Raw genomic sequence first — 18,369 nt, 5'->3', positions numbered from 1 at the left:
TTCTCTTGTCATACAGATAAGAAAGAGAGGAGTGTGAACTATGGTTAATGTGGAGCCAATTATAATTGATAATTATACGTTTATTGCAGTTAGCGTGAAACTTCCAAAGACGAATTTGCTAGCTGTAATGAGCGATAAAGGATATATTATGTGTGGTGCATTAGATGTAGATCTTTTAAATGAGAAATTAGGTGATCGAGGAATTATTGCTGGCCGTGCGGTTGGTGTAAGAACGATTGAACAACTTCTTGAAGCGCCACTAGAATCGGTAACGATTGGAGCTGAAGCATTAGGCATTCCAGCAGGTACGATTGGAAAAGAAGCATTATTAAAAATGAGATAAGCATATATCGTCCCTCCTTCTTGCATAGAAATGATATAAGAAGGAGGTTTTTTTATGAGTATATTTCGCTCGAAAAACTCGCGGTTTCGAAGGGGACCTATTGCCTTTCGGTATATACTGCTTATGTCGTTTATTCTTTTTGTTATATTACTTACGCAAGGGTTGTGGATTGTGAATAATAATATTCAGCCGACCTTAATTAAATATGGGGAAGTAGAGACACATAAAATGGCGACGGCAATTATGACGAAGGCAGTAAAGGATCGAATTAATGAAGGATTCGATGTAGATTCATTAATGAAAGTACAGAATGATAAAAACGGAAAAGTATCCACAATTAATTTAAATACAAAGCAAGTAAATGAAATTGTAACATCAACGACCACGTACATAGAAAAATATTTACAGCAAGTAGAACAAGGGAAGTTGAAGGAGCTAGGTATTTCTGAAAAAAACGGCGCGACTATGGCAGTTCCTTTTGGGCGTGTAACTGATAATGCACTTCTTGGTAATATAGGACCAGATATTCCGATTCATTTCACGCCAGTTGGACATGTGAATACAGATATTAAACAAAAAATTGAGCCGCATGGGATTAATACTACAGCGATTCAAATTGTTATGGAAATGGAAGTAACATTGCAAGTGATTATTCCATTTCATACGAAAGAGATAAAGGTGAAACAAAATGTTCCGATTGCGACGCGTATCGTTCAAGGGGAAGTGCCTACGTATTATGGAAGCGGAAGTGTTGCTGTACCTGATAAAAAGAAAACAGATAGTTAGTTGCATATAAAGTGAAACCCGGCTCAGTCAGACTTTTACTGGATAAAAAATAACCGTAGCAATGCAGCTACGGTTATCGTTTTGTATTTGCTCGTTCTTTGCGCTCCCAAAGGCTTAAATGCATGTATGGATCGAAGGCCCATTCTGTATAGCCATTGTCTTTATACATGCCAAAATGTAAGTGGGGCGGAAATTTTCCGGCTGTACCAGGAGGTCCATAACCAGTGCTACCAACAAATCCGATTACTTTCCCTGGCTCAACAATTTGTCCAAGCTGTATTTCTTTTGAAAACCCGCCTAAATGAGCGTAATAATGGTAATTGTTATGAAGGTCGCGAATACCGATGCGCCATCCACCAAGGCGGTTCCAACCTTTCGTTTCAATAATGCCATAGCAAGTCGATCTTACTGGCACGCCATATCCGGCAAAAATATCGGTTCCTTCATGAATCCTTCTGCCGCCAAAACTTCTTCCAGCGCCGAAAGTACTACGGTAGCTATGGTCACTACGGATCGGAAGAGGAAAAGCATTTCCTTCTAAATTAATACGTCCATAATGTTTATAAATTTGGGCGTATTCGCTAATTAAATCAACTGTTTTGGCACGTCTATAATATTCCCAGAGCATAATTTTAATACGGTCTTCTGACGTTCCTTGTTTCCTTAAAATAGTCGCTGCGGTATGCAGAAGATCACGGTCGCTATTTGCATTTGCAAATCCATCTTTGTCACCATCTAAACCTATTCCGCCAAATAGAGAAATTGTATGGGGAAGAGTATCGTTACTATTAATAGGTCCAGCCCATATTTCTGGTTTGAAATAAAGGGAAATGATGGCATCTGGTTTTTTCGGAATATCTTTTCTTACGCTCCGTATATTTCTTTCATATTGATCCATTGCAGCTAAGTAATACCATGGAATGCCTGAAGACTGCTCGGTTTCTTTATATAGTGCCATGCGCTTTTCGTATATGCTTTGCTGATTATCTTCACCGTAAGCGATGTTTTGGTGGAGAAGAAAACAAATAGAAAGCAAAAGAGAAATTTTTCGAAGCATGAAATAGACTCCTTTCACAACATCACTCTTTTTAGTGTGGGATATACGGAGTATTTCATTATAGGGAACGATTGGAAAAAATCTTAGAATCTTCATTTGAGCAAATCGCTTTCATACGTTAGAATAGATATGTTACATTGAAAGAAGCGAACACGGTAAACTATTTCATATTGTGCGGAGTTGATAACCATGACAAAACAAACAGAATATAAGCGCAAGCCCGAATGGTTGAAAATTAAGTTAAACACGAATGAAAACTATACAGGCTTAAAGAAAATGATGCGTTCTAAAAATCTTCATACCGTTTGTGAGGAAGCAAAATGTCCGAATATTCATGAATGCTGGGCTGTAAGAAAAACAGCAACATTTATGATTTTAGGTGCGGTTTGTACACGTGCTTGTCGTTTTTGTGCGGTTAAAACAGGCTTACCAACTGAGCTTGATTTACAAGAACCAGAACGCGTGGCAGATTCAGTAGTACAAATGGGCTTAAAGCACGTTGTTATAACAGCGGTTGCACGTGATGATTTAAAGGACGGGGGAGCAGCTGTTTTTGCTGAAACAGTACGAGCAGTACGTCGTAAAAACCCATTCACGTCTATCGAAGTATTACCATCTGATATGGGTGGAGTAGAAGAAAACTTAAAAATGTTAATGGATGCAAAACCAGATATTTTAAACCATAACATTGAAACAGTACGTCGATTATCTGACCGAGTTCGCGCTAGAGCAAAATATGAACGTTCATTAGAGTTTTTACGTCGAGCGAAAGAAATGCATCCTGATATTCCAACTAAATCGAGCATTATGGTGGGCTTAGGTGAAACGAGAGAAGATTTAATTGAAGCAATGGATGACTTACGTGCAAACAATGTGGATATTTTAACTCTTGGGCAATACCTACAACCATCTAAGAAGCATTTACCAGTTCTTAAATATTACCCACCAGCAGAATTTGCAGAGCTTAAAGAAATTGCACTTAGCAAAGGATTTAGCCACTGTGAAGCTGGCCCACTTGTGCGTTCTTCTTACCATGCGGACGAGCAAGTACGTTCTGCAAAAGAAAAAACAGCAGAAGCTAAATAATGAAAAAAGAGAGCTAACGATTAGCTCTCTTTTTGTTTATACTCTAAAACGGTATTTGGACATGTTAATAAAATCTTTTTTAATTCTTCTGTGGATAATTCAATTGTAAATTCAGGTACACCAGGTGTAATTAAAATTTTATCGTACGTATAAATAGCGTTATCCACAATAATTGTTACATCGTGTGAATATCCGAAAGGAGCCACACATCCCGGCGTACAACCAGTTTTGTCTCGCAGTTCATCAGGAGAACAGAGAGATAACCGTTCTCCTGTTAGTTCTTTCATCTCTCCCCGGTTGAGCCTTGTGCCCTCTAACGTAAAAAATACGTAATAATCTCCAGACTTTGATTTTAAAAATAAGCTTTTACTTGGAGTGCCTTGTAAGCCGAGTCTCTCACGTACAATCCGATCTGTCTCATAATCGAGTACTGGTTCGTGTTCAAATTTTTCATAAGAAACATTTGTTTTATGTAGTAGAGCAAGTACATCTTCGTACATATGGAGTGATACCCCTTTCTATTATTAGTACAGTTTCTTCTCGTGGCGTCAACTGAATGTTTTGGAAAGGGATATTACTTAGAAGATGCTTCCCATAAGCGTTTTATGATACATTGTTCGTCGATTGTAATTTCGTAAATATCAGGATTCGTTAAAGTTCTCCATTCATTAAAGCCAATCGTATGATTAAAATGCTTTAAAATGAGCGTAAGTAAATTGCCATGTGTAACAAGTAGTGTTGTCGTATGGTTTAATTGTAAAACGTCTTGAATAAGCGATATGGCACGGTCTGTTGCTTGTTTTGTTGACTCTCCGCCTGAAAAGGCAATATCTATATTTGTAAAAGTAGATTCTAGTTTTTGCATCCAATCATCCATTGGAACGTTGCTCAATATGCGTTCAGTTAATCGTTCATCTTCTTGGATAGATAAGTTAGCTTGGAGCGCATAGGGCCGAATGGAATCGATAGCTCGGACAAATGGGCTTGAAATAATATGATCGATTTGTAGATGATTTTCTAAGAGGAATGTAGCAAGGGTATTTGCTTGGTCTTTTCCATCGGTCGTTAATTCAGCATCACGTTTTTGCCCAGTTGCTGAACAATGTCGTATTACAATAATTTTCTTCATAATTCATCCCCATCTTTCAAGTTGACGCTATATACTTCGACAAATGTGGAAATAATTCCTTTTTCTTGTAAAACGGCATATGGATTTAAATATGTGGAAAAGTAATGTGGATAATGAACATTTGAGGTGCAATCATGAATAAAATGATATGTATTGTAGTTAGTCTTTGTTTTTTTATACACTTGTCCACAACTTATGCAGAGTCGAATCAAAAAGTAAATTATCCAAGCAATCGAAATAAGTCATTTGTGAGTGAGGATATTTTTTATAAACAGTTAGATAAGAAAATCTATAAAGAATACAATAATGCAGCATATAGTGTTCGAAAAAAATCTTATTTAAAGAAGTGCCCGATGAAGAATTTTCTTTCCTACAAAAAACAGCCGTGGGTTGTCGGAGTAGTGTGATGCTTCAAGATTTTTTTGTTCATCCTGATCGCCAAGTTTATTTTTTTGCTTCCTTTTCTCAAAATGAAGTAGAAGAGTTTCATAAATATATCGTTATAGATGCAGAAACAAAGAGGGAGCTGCAAGAAGGAAAAAGCTATCAACATTGCGACAATCCATAAAAAATAAACCACCAATCGGTGGTTTATTTTTTACTCCGGTACACTCATTAATTTCTCTTTCATTTTGCGAATAAGAACGACAGCGCCAATTGTACAAAGAAGTGTAATTCCTTCTGCAACGAAGATATTGATTGTTTTTGTTTGGTAAAGTGCCGCGAAAAAGTCTACAAATGCGTGGAATAGTATAGCGTATACTAGGAAGATATATTTCTTCTGTTTTACTGCGTATAAAACAAGCATTGTAAAGGCAATTTGAAGCACGAGTGCCATAATTCTTTCTAAGCTACCAAGGAAGTATAAGTAGGCAGGTTGCTGAATTAACATGTCCTGTAAAATGCTCAGCTCGGGTTTTTGTTCAATCAGTCGAGCGAAGCTACCATCGTTAATAGAATTAGCAAAGATTAATGCTTGTAATGCAGAAAAACCGCCAATTAAAATAGATTCAATTCCGCCGTGACCAATTCCATAAGCGAAGCCATCTTTATATTCTAGATATTTTTTTAGTAAGAAGAAGAAGGCAACGAAGCGTCCTAATTCTTCAAAAATACCAGCAGTCAATCCGCCATAAATTGCGAAGACAAACGGATTTTCTAAAAATGGAGCGATTGTTGGATTACCGCGCATAAATAGGTGGAATGGTGTTTCAAGAATTTGGGTAAATCCGATAAAGATAAGAACACCAATGCCGACTACTTTCCAATTCATATTATATTTTTTACGGAAATAAACGAGTACAATAATTGGGACCAGAATCGAGACAATGAGTTGAAAGATGATGCTGGCAATTACAGTATTTGAAACCATACTTTCACCGCTTTCTAATATATGTACATAACTATTATGCATGAAATATAGGAGAGATGAAACTTTTTAAGATAAAATGAATTTACTTATTGACTCTAACGTTGCGTCATACTTTATCGTATGTACTAAGGGGGAGATACAAATGACAATGAGAGTAAAAGAAGTAGCTGATTTAGTTGGAATTAGTGTGCGCACACTGCATCATTACGATGAAATTGGGTTGTTAACCCCAGACGAGACGACAGAGTCTGGATATCGTCTGTATTCCAATGAAAATTTAGAGACATTGCAGCAAATTTTGTTTTTTAAAGAGCTTGGCTTCCCTTTGAAAAAAATTAAAGAGATTATCATGAGTCCATCATTTGATCGCGAAGAGGCACTACAGCTTCATAAGAAAATGCTTCTTGAAAAGCGTGCCAGATTAGATAAGGTGATTGCGACGATTGATAAAACAATTCAGCATACAAAAGGAGAGATTGAAATGACGAACAAAGAGAAATTTGAAGGATTCGATTTCAGCCATAACCCATATGAAGAAGAAGCACGTGAAAAATGGGGAGACGCAGCTGTAGATAAAGCAAATGAATATGCAAAAGGTATGTCAAAAGAGAACCAAGAGGAGTTTAATGCTATTTATAGAAATTTAGCAGCGCTTAGACACGGAGCACCAGATTCTAAAGAGGCACAAGAAGCAATTGGGGTGTGGTACGATTACTTGCAAAACTTCGGTGAATATTCATTAGATGCTTTTAAAGGACTTGGTCAAATGTACGTCGCTGATGAGCGCTTCACGAAAAATATCGATAAGTTTGGTGAAGGGTTAGCGCAGTTTATGTGTGATGCGATGGAGGTTTATGCGGATCGTAATAAAAAATAAAAAGTAAAACAGGTGGAGGTTTTCTCCACCTGTTTTACTTTTTAATCATATCATTCAAAGTCTGATCTCCCGTATTGTTCAAATGAGGATTTTTACTCATTTCACGTTTTAGCATATCGAGGCTTTGCGTATATTCTGTATCATTTAATGCGCCAGATTGAAGACCTTGAATTTGGGAAATCAACTTTTGGTCTGTTGATACATATCCTTTATAATAGCGAGGGACGATGGACAAAGCAGCTCTATATACTTGATCTGCTACGAGTTTTGGATCCGTTGTGTTTGCACGGTATACAACAAATACTTCATCATCGGTAACGAGCGTAGCAGCGTTTGTAACGTCAGGAAGTTTGACTGTCATACTTGTAATCATTTCAGCAACTTTCTCACGGTTAATGGCTCCTACTTGTTTGTTAGATACTTCATGCTTTTGTTTAGATGAATAGCCGACCCTTGTGAGCCGTGTATTTGTATTTTCCGTATGATACATGTCATTTTTATTGGAAACAAGAACACGGCTTCCTTCTTCACGTTCCATTTCAGCTTTGTTCGCTGATTGGCAGCCTGCAAATAAGGAAATAGTGAGAAGGGAAAGTAAAATTTGTTTTTTCACGATGTATCACCTCCTTCTCCATAGCATGTACTAATTTGCAATTTTTTGTATTTGAAATTGTTGGTTGTTATGCTTTGTGATACGATAAAAAGAAGAATGCTTAGAGAGGAAGTTAATGATGGAGCAAAAGCAAGAAATTCATGCTACGGTGAGCATTAATAATGTTCAGTACGAAGTAATTAAAAACTTTCGTGACGGTTTTAGTGAAGAAGCATTTAAAGAGCGCTATGCAGAAATTTTAAATAAATATGATTATATCGTTGGAGACTGGGGATATGAGCAACTTAGATTGCGCGGATTCTTTGATGATAGTAACCAGCGTGCGACATATGATACGAAAATTAGTACGTTAACGGAGTATTTATACGAGTACTGTAACTTCGGTTGCGCACACTTCGTATTACGAAAAATGAAGAAATAAAAAAATCCTCTTACGATTGTAAGAGGATTTTTTGCATTATAAACAAATCGAGATATAATCTCCTTCAGATAGTATTGTATTTGGCTTCATTTGTTGTCCATTCAATTGAATATCCCCATTTTTAATTTTATCCACAATGAGTGTACGGCTCCAGTCGGAAATATATGTGGATAAGGCTTTATCCATGCGGTGGGAACCGAAAACGATGTCTAATACGATCGTGATTTTAGCTATGCCGTTTTCTTTATGTTGCATAATGGAAATAGTAGTAGTTGTTTCGGCTTGATCTTGCTGCGTCATATCGACTGTTTCAACGTGATCAGTAAATGATTTATAAATACGCAGTTTTTGATTCCACGTATGATCTTTCGGACATTTATAAATGGCAAAGCGATATATGTTTTTTCCGTTGGCGTTATGCCTACGAATATTTGTGTCGGTAAATAGGGTAGTGCGTCTGCAATTTTTACAATACTTTTCGATTGTGTTTTGTTCATTTTCATATAAACTCCAAGAAAGTTGTACTTTCTGCATTTTCCTTCACCTCTTATAGTAGTGGCAAAGGAACGTAATACAGCTATTTGGATGTCTTGTAGTATGAAGACATGAGAAAAAGACAAAAATAAAAGGAGGTTCCCTTAGGAACCTCCGTAAACATCATACTACAGATGCGTTACGTTCCTTTGTAATGGGAATGGGCAGACTACTCCCTTGAAAAAGCGTGGTGCTTTTTTGAGAGTAATGCTATCCAATTGCTGGTCCATTACAAAGTAAATGTTGGCATACGTAGATAACGTCCTTTCTATCCAAATAGATTTATTCTTAATTATAACATATTAGTTTGAAAATTAAAAATACTTACAATGAAAAAACACCAGCTGTTTTAGCTGGTGCCTAAGATAAATTATATAAGTTCAAATAAAAATGAGCGTAGTTCTTCTGCAATTTCTTCAGTCATAGAAAATGCGTGCTCTAAGTAGCCTGGTTCGTTTAAATCGTCAGCGCCGATGATTGCAAATTTATTGCGCTGCATATCAAGGACAATTGTTTTACCGTAATGACGATCAGAGTATAAAAGCGCTAAATCGTGACGCTCATTTTCTCCCATAAAGCTAACGAAACGCGTTTTTGTAGCGACAGTATCGTCGTACAGAAAGAAACGTTCTTCCATACACATGGCTCCTTTATTAAATATCTAAGTTTAAGTGTGGCTTATGATCTAAATGGTGATGCGTTTTAATGAATCGTACTGTTCTTGTTTTGTAACGCATTACGATAGAATATGTTTCAGCTAAATCTCCGCCAAGGAATTTAACACCGTCTAATAACTCACCAGCAGATACACCAGTTGCTGAGAAGATTGCATCATCCCCAGATACTAAGTCATCTAACATAAGAAGTTGACGAGGATCTTCTAATCCCATTTCACGACAACGAGCTTCTTCTTCTTCGTTCATTGGAACTAAACGAGCTTGCATTTCACCTTCAAGGCATTTTAATGCTGCTGCAGAAATAACACCTTCTGGAGCTCCGCCAATACCTACGAATAAGTCGATACCCGTTCCAGGTAGTGCTGTTGCGATTGACGCACCAACATCACCGTCACCAAATAATTTTACGCGTGCACCTTTTGCACGAACACGGTCAATAATATCTTGATGACGTTCACGTTCTTGAACGATAACTGTTAGATCGCGAATCTTTTTATTGTTAGCTTCTGCTACAATTTCAATTGTTTTTTCAATTGGATCATCTAAGCTAATTTTACCAGCTGCTTTTGGACCAACCGCGATTTTTTCCATGTACATATCAGGAGCATGAAGAAGGTTCCCTTTGTCTGCGATTGCAATAACTGCCATTGCATTTGCAAGACCTTTTGCAACGATGTTTGTACCTTCTAATGGGTCAACGGCGATGTCTACTTCTGGACCGTTACCTGTTCCTAGTTCTTCACCAATATACAGCATCGGTGCTTCATCAAGTTCTCCTTCACCAATTACAACTGTACCTGCCATGTTTACTGAATCGAACATATCACGCATTGCTGTAGTTGCTGCATCATCTGCTTCATTTTTCTTTCCGCGGCCCATCCACTGTGCGGATGCTAATGCTGCTGCTTCTGTTACACGGACAATTTCTAGTGCGAGTTCACGTTCCAAGATTTCATTCCTCCAATTTCAAAAATCATACAAATATAACTATAACAAATAACGGAGAAAAGGTGAATTCGAAAAATTGTCGATTTTTTCAGAAGAAAGCGTTACAATTAAAATGTAAATGCTTTAATTTCCAGGTAGGTGACATTCATGTATTTTGTAGACAGAAAGAAAATAGAACAAATGCTAGTATGTTTAGAACGAGCAACAAGTACATTTCAAGAGAAAAAGATATATGAAACCGAGTTTGAATTTTACGCATTAGAGCGCATAGCCCATCTTATTATTGATTGTGTATTAGATGCCGGGAATGCGATGATTGATGGATTTATTATGCGCGATCCAGGAAGCTATGAAGATATTATTGATATTTTAATGGACGAGCGAGTGATAAGTGAAGAAGATGGACAAGGGATGAAAGAAATTATCCTTCTTCGAAAAATGCTTACACAAGACTATATTCAAATGAATCATGATGAATTATATAAGACGATTCAAAAACATATTGCAGTGGTAGAGAAATACCCAGCAAATGTTCGCAGTTATTTAGAAAAGGAATTAGGACCTGTATCTGCATTTGTACCAGAATAATTATGCTTATAAGATCCCCAGAGAATGCCTTTTGGGGATCTTATATTGTATGTGAGAAAGAAAAGGGAGAAGGGTGAAGTATGGGGGAAGCACGTACTACGAAAGACGAAATTGTACAATTGTTGAAAGTAAAGGGAGAGCACACGGTAGCGGAACTAGCTGACGTTTTAGAGATTACAGAAATGGCGATCCGAAGACATTTAAGTAATCTTGAGAAAGACGGACTTATTTATTCTAAGATGGTAAGGCAACATGTCGGAAGACCAACTTATTTGTATGGATTAAGTGAAAAGGGAGAAGATACATTCCCGAAAGAGTATAAGCAATTTGCGATTGATATGCTAGAAGATTTAGCTCGAATGGGTGATGAAAAAATACTTCGTTACGTTTTAAAAGAGAGAACGAAGCGAATGGAAGAACAGTTACAAAAGAGAGTGAGTAATCAAAAGAATTTAGCATATAAAGTGCAAGAGATAGCAGCTATGCAAGAGAAAAACGGTTATATGGTTCAAATAAAGAGAGATGGAGAGAATTCTTTCGTAATTGAAAAACAAAACTGTCCGTTAAAGGAAATTGCAGAGAGATTCCCGCAAGTATGTAAAGATGAAAAAGAGATGTATAAGCGTTTATTTGCAGGAGCAGATGTAAAGACGTTAGCAAATATGTGTGAGGGCGATTGTAGTTGTTCTTACCAAGTAAAAGAGAAAAAATGAACGTTATGGGGCGCTTTTAGGTAAAGCGTTTTTTTCTTTGGAAAAAGCGGGTAATATAAGAGTGGTATGATAAGGTGAGAACGTTAGCATAGAAGGAGAGACATAATCGATGTATAAAGGTTACTTAATTGACTTAGACGGTACGATGTATCGCGGAGAAGAACAAATTGAAGAGGCAAGCGACTTCGTAAAAGCATTAGGAGAGCGCGGCATTCCTTATTTATTCGTTACGAATAACTCAACGCGTAAACCAGAACAAGTGGCAGAAAAACTTGTTCGTTTCGATATTCCAGCGAAAGCAGAGCAAGTATTCACAACGAGTATGGCGACTGCGAACTTCATTTATGAACGTAAACAAGACGCAACTGTATATATGATTGGTGAAGAAGGCTTACACGATGCACTTGTGGAAAAAGGATTTGAACTTGTGGATGAAAATCCTGATTTCGTTGTTGTTGGTTTAGATCGTGACATCACATATGAAAAGTTAGCAAAAGCGTGTCTTGCTGTGCGTAACGGCGCAACGTTTATTTCCACAAATGGAGACATTGCCATTCCGACTGAGCGCGGATTATTACCAGGTAACGGCTCATTAACATCAGTTGTAGCAGTATCAACAGGTGTGGATCCAATCTTTATCGGAAAACCAGAATCAATCATTATGGAACAAGCTTTAAAAGTACTTGGCATAGAAAAAAATGAAGCATTAATGGTTGGGGATAACTACGATACAGACATTTTAGCAGGAATAAATGCTGGCATGCATACCCTTCTTGTCCACACTGGAGTCACAACTGTGGAGAAGTTAACAGAATACGAAGTACAACCAACGCAAGTTGTGCATAACTTGACGGAGTGGATTGAGAAGATGTAATGAAGAAAGCTGTTCCAAACTTTGGAACAGCTTTTTTTCTAATATTTGCGGGCAGTCCGATTGGTGTGGGCTAACATTCAGTTGTGACTAGTGTCGATTTTTGTCGGTAAGTCGATATATTTGAAAAATCGCCGATATAATCTGAGTTGCGCCGATATATTTAGAAAATCGCTGATATAATCTGAGTTGCGCTGATATATTAAAAAAATCGCTGATATAATTTTATTAAAAAGCACGATTCACAACGTCTTTAACCTCTTCAAGATATTGCTTACGCACACTGTTATCCACAGAAGGAACACTTGTATAGAATGTATGCTCAATTGTTTCAATACCTGTGAATTCAAAAATACCAACATCCGCTGTTTTCTTCATTGCATCAAACATGCCGCCTGCTGTGTATGCCTCTTTCGTATTACCCATTGTAGATAATAACAATCCTTTTTTACCGCTTAATAACTTTTCAATACCGTTTTCACCGTAAGCATAAGCAAATCCATGGCTAAACACACGGTCAACGTATCCTTTTAAAATAGCAGGAAGTCCCGCCCACCAAACTGGATAAATAAATGTAATGCTGTCAGCCCAAGAGATATGTTCTTGTTCTTCTTTAATATCTTCTGGTGTATTTCCTTTAGAAAATGAGATGAAATCGGAAGCGCCTAATACTGGATTAAAGTTTAATTCGTATAGATCGCGAACGCGTACTTTGTGACCTTTTCCTTCTAATTCACTTTTTACCGTTTCTAAAATCGCATGGTTGAAGCTTTCTGTATTCGGGTGTGCATAAACGATTACATGTTTCATTTTTCTTCCTCCTATTTGTGGATATGTGAATAGTTATTTGTATATCTGTAACTATTATGGTTACTACCTTTATAGAAGTCAAGTAATACATATGTATGTATAAAAAGACGCCCGAAAATCGCCTTTTTATACCCCGCTCATACAAAGTACAAAAAGGACAAATAAAATAATGACAATACCAATGCCGAAGTTAAATACGAGAGTACTATCCATATATGTAGCCTCCTTGTTTGAAAGTAAAAAGCACTCTAGTTAAGAGTGCTTTTTTATTTTGAATCTACTTTATAACTTTTAGAAAGTGATTCATGCGTGTAATGATTTACATTATTTTATGTATTTATACTTTGAAATGAGTAAGTCCTTGTTGGATATAGAAAAAAAGACACTCGTGGAGTGTCTTTTAAGATGACAAAATGTGCCAATTGCTTGAGGTTGATAAGACGCTAATTTCCGTGTTAACGCCTTTTCTTTAATCAAGAAGTGTAGCAACAGCGATTCAAATAGATTGTACCATTTGTTTAATTGTGGTGCGTATGCAATTGTGCATATTATGATCATGAGGTAGGTAATGAACTGTGAATAATTTGAAGTGATTTATTTACGATTTCTTCTGCGGCATATATGCCGATTGCGTCTGTTTTTAAAATATGAGGTTGTAAGTTATCATGCATTGCCCCTAACTCACCATGAAGTGGTGCGAAGGCATGGTTCGCCTTTTCAAGCATGCATAAATCAAGTAAAGAATCCCCAGCTGTAATAATCGTATCTATTTGCAAAATTTCTTTTATATATTGCACGGCGTCCCATTTGTTAATTGGTTTTGGTACAAAGTATAGCTTTCTACCTTGAAGTGAATGATTCCAGCCTTGTTTGCCTAACCAGGAAGTGAAGGATGATAATTCATCATAAGGAATGTTCTCCCGTTTAATAATGCAATAATGGAATAGATCATCAGCTGTTTTTTGTGATATAACCCAATCTTTATGAGCTATTTGTCCAAATTCCTTTAGTATGTCGTTTCCCTCTATACATTCAAACGATAGTCTTTTTTTTACTATCCTGTTCCAAGTACCATCTTGTTTACCGTTATGAAGGATATTACCGCCGTTACTTGTAATGGCGTATTCGGGAATGATTTCGTCTTGGAATAAAGAAATACGCTGAAACTGCTCAATAGTTCTTGTTGTAACTGGGATGAAATGTGAGTGCAGTTGCAATTTTTTTAGTAGTGAAATGGTTTTATGTGATATGAAAGAAATTTCTTTCCCATCTAAAGTTTCAATGAGTTGAATTGATTCATCTTCTATAGGGGCACGAAACGATTTCCGGGAATAAATAAGCGTCTGATCAAGATCACTGGCGAAAATCATATCGTTTCCCCCTTAAGAGGCTTAATGAGCCCGCAACATGAATAAGCCATATTCTCATAGATTTCAATAGGGACATTCTTTTCTTTAGCAAGAAGTAAAATATGCTTTAAATCGGGATTGTTTTGCTTACGTATTAAAATTTTCCACGGTATTCTCCGGAGTAATACGCGAGTTGTTTCACCGACTCCTGGTTTAATTAAGTTAATATCGTCAATTTCAAAGTGATTTTGGATAGACTGTATATCTTTTAATCCTTGCCAAGAGGGATCAGTGTAAGTTGAAGTAATATAACGTAATTGATTATCTATATGAGAATGAACAGAAGGGAATAAATCTGTTACCTCATCAACGAAGAAATTTGATAAGTCTTCTTGCTCTAGCTCTTTATAATATTTAACACCATGAAAATCATTTGGACCGATATAGGTGTCATTTAGTACAGTGCGGCTAATGAGTCCAGAGACTGTTGCATTTAAGCAAGCGCTAGGAATAAGAAAATCTTCACGTGTACCGTAAATTGAAGTACAGTAACCGGGATCAGCAAGCACAGCCATACAATGAGAAATGTGTGTATTATTTCGTTCGTTAAATGTGTGTACTGCATATTCTAATTCTTTTTTTATTGCACCTTTTCCAGTCCACCCATCAATGAATTGAATTGTTTCTTTAGGGTGATGTTCCAAAATATAATGGAGTGCATTTTCATCAATACCGCGTCCGCGAACAATAGAAATACAATAGTGAGGTACATCAAGGTTGTATTGATAGCGTATGTAGCGTTTGATAAGAATGCCAATAGGTGTACCAGCACGAGCTAATGAAACGAGGACAAGGTTAGTTCCTTTAGTTTGTATAATCTGTTCGGCGACAACTCCAACAGCGATGGCTAGTTTGTGTTTGTATTGTTGCAGGGAAGAAAAGAATAAATCCATATACGCTTTAGAGGGTTTATATTCCATTGGTAACATTTCGGAATAATGTGTGCCAGCTTGAATTGCTTGTTCTCTAGTTTCCGTGGAACTTTCTTTCATTAAATCACTAATATCTTTTAATAGAAAAATAGCATCATTTGGATTGTAACTACTAATATGAGAATTTAATTTCACCATAATTATCAACCTTCCTTTTCTATGCTATTTGAAAATGAGACGATATGAATAAAAGGAATAACTGTTTGTAACTGCTGTAGAAGAGGAGATAGGGCTTCTTCTCCTAAATCACGCTCAATAAAAACAAATACTTCATCGTAATCATGAGGTGAAATATTATAAAAGTAATTTGTAATAGTAGAATCTTCAGGACTTGGATATGAGAAATGATTATGAATGGCGTAGTTCACATCATTTGAAACAGGATGGATAGGGCTTCTTGTTGTAGATTGATATAAAATATTTTCACCCATTTCAGCAGCAATTTTCATTGGGATATACATAAATTCACCCGTTCCGAGACAGAGTGTTCGTTTTCCCATTCTTTCTCTTTTTAAAGTTTTTCCTGCTTCTTGGGCGAAAGAATGAATGTGCTTTTGTTCATATGCTGAAATGCCAAATCGCCCAGTATATTTTATATAATTTGATGTATAGGGTGATTTTGGGCAGGTAAGGGCATGTTTTTTGAAATCAGGTTTTGTTTCTTTAATTTGAATCTCTTTTTTTGCAATATTTAATGGTTGGCCAGTTGTATGAATACTGCCTTCTAATAAAGAAATAACATGAACCTTAATTTGAAGTTCTTCTTCTAATTGTTTAAATTGTTTTCTATTAGTATGAGAACGCCAGTCTAACAAAGAAGCAATTATATATTCTTCTCGTGGGAATTTATTTTGAATAGATCTAATAATATTTAATGCTGTTTTTCCTGTTGTCATCTCATCATCTACGAGAACAATTGAATTGTTGTTTTGAAAAAAGCTTTCATCTACATAACAACGGTGTGATGTTGCATGAGAATGTTCTTCCTCAAATGTAATGACAGATTCTAGGTGGGGTATCGATTCCCTAGTTGTATGTACATACTTTGCATTTTGAAAGCATTGAAACATAGAATGACCAAGTGATGTCGCTGTTTCAGCGAATCCGATGAACAAAACTTCTTGTTGCAGAGGATATTGATAACGAAATACTTCCTCTGGGATTTCATCAATTTCTAATGAAATGAGATTTAAAATTTCTTTTTGAAATGGATGAGAAATATTATGTAGTATTTCCATATATCTTGCAGCGAGAGCAACTCCACTTGATAGAGAGACTGCAGGTTTAATAGGAAGATGCTTTCCAAGGATTGTACTCACAAATAAAAAACTACGTTTCTTATTTATTCTCGCAGCCATTTGAAAAAGATTGTCTAGCGCTAAATTATATGGATTATCACGTACTTCTACATGAACTTGTATATTATTTAAAACGTTATACGTGTTGCTTTGCGTTTGTAATAAGGAGATCGGTAAATTGTTTGTTTTCATGTAGCACCCCGTAAATATTAGATTTTAAAATGGTTTTGCGAGCCCAGCCATAATGAGGTTTTACTTCATTCATCTTGTTAGAAAAACTGCTTTTTAGCACTCCATTATACGTATCTGCATTTTGTAAAATTAATCTCGCATCTAAATAATCTTCCATTGTGACAATGTGCATTGCCTGTACAACTTTAATATGAGATGGATGAATAACTGTCTTTCCGATTAAGCCATTTGCATGGTCAAGTGATACCTCTTGAATAAGCCCTTCTTCATGATCATTAGAAAAATATTCCCATACACATCCTGAAATAATATATTCATTTGTTGCCCTTGAGAAAACGTTAATAATGTCTGAAATACAATCACGGACAACAGTAATATGATAGATAGGTGTGTATTTATTGCGCCGAATACTAAATATACTTGAAAAATCAGTAGCACCAATACGTACATTTAAGATGTAATCGTGATAAGAATCTAGTAAATCCTTTATTTGTAATAATGATTCTGCCCGTGTTTCCTTATACATAATTTCGGGTGATTCTAAAATCGGCATGCCATATAGCGATAATGAGTATAACTCGTTTATATATGCAAGCTGATCGATATAAGTCTTTCCGTTAATTGGTGTGAATTTTGGAAAGACAAAACCACATAAACAATGAACAGCACTACCTAATTCAGTAACAATTTTCTTCATTTGACTTGGCTGTCGAACTCTAATAAAAAGAAGTGGGATGTCTGCTTGATTTAGTATGTTGGCACTGACTAAGTTAGCGATTTGCTGTATTTGAACGACGATGTTTTGCTCTGCAAGTTTTACTTCCTCATCGCTTATAGCGTCCTCTAGACAAAGAATAATTGAGATAGCATCCACATGTTTCCTTATAATTATATCTTCCGCAATCGTTTCTTTCGTGCCAGGAGTATATAGTGTGGCACCTAGTGCGTAAGCTAGTTGTTCTTTCCCTATATTTTTTGAAAAATTAAGAGGTTCTTTATAGAAAAAATTTTGCCGTTCTTCTGAGGAGAGATAAGAAAAGTAATTCAAATTGTCACCACCTTATTTATAATGATTCTGTTTAATCGTAACATAATAAGAAAAATCTTCCATAAAAATGAAGCAAGAAATTAAAAAAATATATTGAGAAAGATGAATTATAAGATGAATATCGAATATTGTTAATAGAAATATAATAGGGGGAAAGAGAAAGTGGATATACATAAATTAACAGAGGAAGAAGCAAATGAGATAAATACTTGGACGTACGAGGAACCATATAATTTATATAGTTTTTCAGGCGAGAAAGAAGTAATGGAAGAGCTATTAGATGGAACGTATTATGGCTGTTGTGATGATCAAGGAGATTTCATCGGTTATTTTTGTTTCGGAGCAAATGCACAAGTACCAGGTGGAAGAGATGCTCATTTATATGGTGGAGAAGATGTGATTGATATCGGACTTGGCATGAAGCCGGCGTTAACCGGGAAAGGAATGGGGAAAGAATTCTTCCAAGCTGGAATAGCGTTTGCCACGAAAGAGTTTAATGCAAAAATGTTTCGATTAAGCGTAGCGACATTTAATACAAGAGCGATTACGTTATATAAAAATATCGGATTTAAGCAAGGGCCTATTTTTTTGAGTCGCGGAAGAGAATTTATGCTGATGGAATATGAAAGACCGTCAGCATGAACCTGACGGCCTAGAAAACACTA

Annotated in this window: 22 protein-coding genes and 1 pseudogene; 10 read left to right on the top strand and 13 right to left on the bottom strand. The window is 36.3% G+C overall.

From position 1 onward, the window contains the following. Positions 1 to 40 precede the first annotated feature (40 nt). Positions 41 to 343, top strand: coding sequence for a YunC family protein (locus tag NST27_RS24440; protein ID WP_000248462.1), 303 nt, complete (start codon positions 41 to 43; stop codon positions 341 to 343). A 54-nt stretch (positions 344 to 397) separates the two neighbouring features. Continuing rightward, complete coding sequence (yunB, locus tag NST27_RS24435) at positions 398 to 1,129, top strand: sporulation protein YunB (RefSeq protein ID WP_000021805.1); 732 nt, start codon at positions 398 to 400, stop codon at positions 1,127 to 1,129. A 73-nt stretch (positions 1,130 to 1,202) separates the two neighbouring features. Here the strand turns inward: yunB and NST27_RS24430 are convergent, their stop codons facing one another. Beyond that, positions 1,203 to 2,186, bottom strand: coding sequence for a M23 family metallopeptidase (locus tag NST27_RS24430; RefSeq protein WP_000944665.1), 984 nt, complete (start codon positions 2,184 to 2,186; stop codon positions 1,203 to 1,205). A gap of 189 nt (positions 2,187 to 2,375) precedes the next feature. On the opposite strand from NST27_RS24430, the gene lipA reads away from it, so the two are divergent. Further along, positions 2,376 to 3,272: a lipoyl synthase gene (lipA, locus tag NST27_RS24425; protein WP_000166371.1), complete on the top strand. Its 897-nt coding sequence runs from the start codon at positions 2,376 to 2,378 to the stop codon at positions 3,270 to 3,272. 20 nt (positions 3,273 to 3,292) lie between these two features. Here lipA and NST27_RS24420 read toward each other — a convergent pair whose 3' ends face one another. After that, positions 3,293 to 3,772 (bottom strand): YbaK/EbsC family protein, encoded by a 480-nt coding sequence (locus NST27_RS24420; RefSeq protein ID WP_000272747.1) that lies wholly within the window; start codon positions 3,770 to 3,772, stop codon positions 3,293 to 3,295. A gap of 74 nt (positions 3,773 to 3,846) precedes the next feature. Next, entirely contained in the window at positions 3,847 to 4,401 is a 555-nt protein-coding gene (locus NST27_RS24415; protein WP_000721050.1) for a histidine phosphatase family protein, read from the bottom strand. A gap of 134 nt (positions 4,402 to 4,535) precedes the next feature. On the opposite strand from NST27_RS24415, the pseudogene NST27_RS24410 reads away from it, so the two are divergent. Next, positions 4,536 to 4,969, top strand: a pseudogene (locus NST27_RS24410) (hypothetical protein). 30 nt (positions 4,970 to 4,999) lie between these two features. On the opposite strand, the gene NST27_RS24405 reads toward NST27_RS24410, so the two are convergent. After that, a complete protein-coding gene (locus tag NST27_RS24405; protein ID WP_002097971.1) occupies positions 5,000 to 5,815 on the bottom strand; it encodes a YhfC family intramembrane metalloprotease in 816 nt (271 codons plus the stop codon). A gap of 100 nt (positions 5,816 to 5,915) precedes the next feature. Between NST27_RS24405 and NST27_RS24400 the strand changes: the two genes are divergently transcribed. Next, the gene (locus NST27_RS24400; RefSeq protein ID WP_000178774.1) at positions 5,916 to 6,650 is read left to right on the top strand and encodes a MerR family transcriptional regulator; all 735 of its coding nucleotides are present in this window, start codon (positions 5,916 to 5,918) and stop codon (positions 6,648 to 6,650) included. 34 nt (positions 6,651 to 6,684) lie between these two features. Here the strand turns inward: NST27_RS24400 and NST27_RS24395 are convergent, their stop codons facing one another. Further along, positions 6,685 to 7,263: a YhcN/YlaJ family sporulation lipoprotein gene (locus tag NST27_RS24395; RefSeq protein ID WP_000744129.1), complete on the bottom strand. Its 579-nt coding sequence runs from the start codon at positions 7,261 to 7,263 to the stop codon at positions 6,685 to 6,687. 118 nt (positions 7,264 to 7,381) lie between these two features. On the opposite strand from NST27_RS24395, the gene NST27_RS24390 reads away from it, so the two are divergent. Next, positions 7,382 to 7,684, top strand: coding sequence for a YutD family protein (locus NST27_RS24390; RefSeq protein ID WP_000435942.1), 303 nt, complete (start codon positions 7,382 to 7,384; stop codon positions 7,682 to 7,684). Positions 7,685 to 7,720: 36 nt separating this feature from the next. Here NST27_RS24390 and NST27_RS24385 read toward each other — a convergent pair whose 3' ends face one another. From NST27_RS24385 to glpX, 3 genes are all read right to left on the bottom strand, one after another. Then, on the bottom strand, positions 7,721 to 8,218 hold the full coding sequence (locus NST27_RS24385; RefSeq protein ID WP_001174576.1) for a hypothetical protein: 498 nt from the start codon (positions 8,216 to 8,218) through the stop codon (positions 7,721 to 7,723). A 370-nt stretch (positions 8,219 to 8,588) separates the two neighbouring features. Beyond that, complete coding sequence (locus NST27_RS24380) at positions 8,589 to 8,855, bottom strand: DUF3055 domain-containing protein (RefSeq protein ID WP_000392606.1); 267 nt, start codon at positions 8,853 to 8,855, stop codon at positions 8,589 to 8,591. A gap of 16 nt (positions 8,856 to 8,871) precedes the next feature. Then, complete coding sequence (gene glpX, locus NST27_RS24375; RefSeq protein ID WP_000439090.1) at positions 8,872 to 9,843, bottom strand: class II fructose-bisphosphatase; 972 nt, start codon at positions 9,841 to 9,843, stop codon at positions 8,872 to 8,874. 147 nt (positions 9,844 to 9,990) lie between these two features. On the opposite strand from glpX, the gene NST27_RS24370 reads away from it, so the two are divergent. The 3 genes from NST27_RS24370 (at position 9,991) to NST27_RS24360 (ending at position 12,018) form a co-directional block, all read left to right on the top strand. Then, positions 9,991 to 10,431 (top strand): DUF86 domain-containing protein, encoded by a 441-nt coding sequence (locus tag NST27_RS24370; RefSeq protein WP_000274000.1) that lies wholly within the window; start codon positions 9,991 to 9,993, stop codon positions 10,429 to 10,431. Between the two features lie 80 nt (positions 10,432 to 10,511). Beyond that, entirely contained in the window at positions 10,512 to 11,144 is a 633-nt protein-coding gene (locus tag NST27_RS24365) for a helix-turn-helix transcriptional regulator (protein WP_000503350.1), read from the top strand. Between the two features lie 109 nt (positions 11,145 to 11,253). Beyond that, positions 11,254 to 12,018 carry a TIGR01457 family HAD-type hydrolase gene (locus tag NST27_RS24360; protein WP_000276467.1) on the top strand — a complete coding sequence of 255 codons (765 nt, stop codon included), beginning with the start codon at positions 11,254 to 11,256 and terminating at the stop codon, positions 12,016 to 12,018. A gap of 225 nt (positions 12,019 to 12,243) precedes the next feature. On the opposite strand, the gene NST27_RS24355 is transcribed toward NST27_RS24360, so the two are convergent. The 5 genes from NST27_RS24355 to NST27_RS24335 all read right to left on the bottom strand — a co-directional run bounded on the left by NST27_RS24355 (position 12,244) and on the right by NST27_RS24335 (position 17,704). Continuing rightward, the gene (locus tag NST27_RS24355) at positions 12,244 to 12,825 is read right to left on the bottom strand and encodes an NAD(P)H-dependent oxidoreductase (protein WP_000683449.1); all 582 of its coding nucleotides are present in this window, start codon (positions 12,823 to 12,825) and stop codon (positions 12,244 to 12,246) included. Between the two features lie 554 nt (positions 12,826 to 13,379). After that, on the bottom strand, positions 13,380 to 14,195 hold the full coding sequence (locus NST27_RS24350; protein WP_047387099.1) for an HAD family hydrolase: 816 nt from the start codon (positions 14,193 to 14,195) through the stop codon (positions 13,380 to 13,382). Beyond that, entirely contained in the window at positions 14,192 to 15,304 is a 1,113-nt protein-coding gene (locus NST27_RS24345) for a cysteine protease StiP family protein (RefSeq protein ID WP_000239907.1), read from the bottom strand. Before NST27_RS24345 ends, NST27_RS24350 begins: the two co-directional genes overlap by 4 nt. Before the next feature lie 5 nt (positions 15,305 to 15,309). Further along, positions 15,310 to 16,656, bottom strand: a complete 1,347-nt coding sequence (locus NST27_RS24340; protein ID WP_000856284.1) for a phosphoribosyltransferase family protein — start codon at positions 16,654 to 16,656, stop codon at positions 15,310 to 15,312. Next, positions 16,601 to 17,704, bottom strand: a complete 1,104-nt coding sequence (locus NST27_RS24335; protein WP_001106077.1) for an HpcH/HpaI aldolase/citrate lyase family protein — start codon at positions 17,702 to 17,704, stop codon at positions 16,601 to 16,603. The genes NST27_RS24340 and NST27_RS24335 overlap by 56 nt, the downstream gene beginning before the upstream one ends. 162 nt (positions 17,705 to 17,866) lie before the next feature. On the opposite strand from NST27_RS24335, the gene NST27_RS24330 reads away from it, so the two are divergent. Further along, complete coding sequence (locus NST27_RS24330) at positions 17,867 to 18,346, top strand: GNAT family N-acetyltransferase (protein ID WP_000351145.1); 480 nt, start codon at positions 17,867 to 17,869, stop codon at positions 18,344 to 18,346. Positions 18,347 to 18,369 lie beyond the last annotated feature (23 nt).

Source organism: Bacillus sp. FSL W8-0770 (genome assembly GCF_038008705.1).
GTDB lineage: Bacteria > Bacillota > Bacilli > Bacillales > Bacillaceae_G > Bacillus_A > Bacillus_A cereus.
The sequence above is the reverse complement of the archived record's forward strand: the minus strand, read 5'-3'. Positions and strand labels throughout refer to the sequence as shown.

Coding starts and splice junctions, on each gene's coding strand:
- NST27_RS24440 (WP_000248462.1), top strand. CDS start 41: ATGGTTAATGTGGAGCCAATTATAATTGATAATTATACGTTTATTGCA.
- yunB (WP_000021805.1), top strand. CDS start 398: ATGAGTATATTTCGCTCGAAAAACTCGCGGTTTCGAAGGGGACCTATT.
- NST27_RS24430 (WP_000944665.1), bottom strand. CDS start 2,186: ATGCTTCGAAAAATTTCTCTTTTGCTTTCTATTTGTTTTCTTCTCCAC.
- lipA (WP_000166371.1), top strand. CDS start 2,376: ATGACAAAACAAACAGAATATAAGCGCAAGCCCGAATGGTTGAAAATT.
- NST27_RS24420 (WP_000272747.1), bottom strand. CDS start 3,772: ATGTACGAAGATGTACTTGCTCTACTACATAAAACAAATGTTTCTTAT.
- NST27_RS24415 (WP_000721050.1), bottom strand. CDS start 4,401: ATGAAGAAAATTATTGTAATACGACATTGTTCAGCAACTGGGCAAAAA.
- NST27_RS24405 (WP_002097971.1), bottom strand. CDS start 5,815: ATGCATAATAGTTATGTACATATATTAGAAAGCGGTGAAAGTATGGTT.
- NST27_RS24400 (WP_000178774.1), top strand. CDS start 5,916: ATGACAATGAGAGTAAAAGAAGTAGCTGATTTAGTTGGAATTAGTGTG.
- NST27_RS24390 (WP_000435942.1), top strand. CDS start 7,382: ATGGAGCAAAAGCAAGAAATTCATGCTACGGTGAGCATTAATAATGTT.
- NST27_RS24385 (WP_001174576.1), bottom strand. CDS start 8,218: ATGCAGAAAGTACAACTTTCTTGGAGTTTATATGAAAATGAACAAAAC.
- NST27_RS24380 (WP_000392606.1), bottom strand. CDS start 8,855: ATGGAAGAACGTTTCTTTCTGTACGACGATACTGTCGCTACAAAAACG.
- NST27_RS24370 (WP_000274000.1), top strand. CDS start 9,991: ATGTATTTTGTAGACAGAAAGAAAATAGAACAAATGCTAGTATGTTTA.
- NST27_RS24365 (WP_000503350.1), top strand. CDS start 10,512: ATGGGGGAAGCACGTACTACGAAAGACGAAATTGTACAATTGTTGAAA.
- NST27_RS24360 (WP_000276467.1), top strand. CDS start 11,254: ATGTATAAAGGTTACTTAATTGACTTAGACGGTACGATGTATCGCGGA.
- NST27_RS24355 (WP_000683449.1), bottom strand. CDS start 12,825: ATGAAACATGTAATCGTTTATGCACACCCGAATACAGAAAGCTTCAAC.
- NST27_RS24350 (WP_047387099.1), bottom strand. CDS start 14,195: ATGATTTTCGCCAGTGATCTTGATCAGACGCTTATTTATTCCCGGAAA.
- NST27_RS24345 (WP_000239907.1), bottom strand. CDS start 15,304: ATGGTGAAATTAAATTCTCATATTAGTAGTTACAATCCAAATGATGCT.
- NST27_RS24340 (WP_000856284.1), bottom strand. CDS start 16,656: ATGAAAACAAACAATTTACCGATCTCCTTATTACAAACGCAAAGCAAC.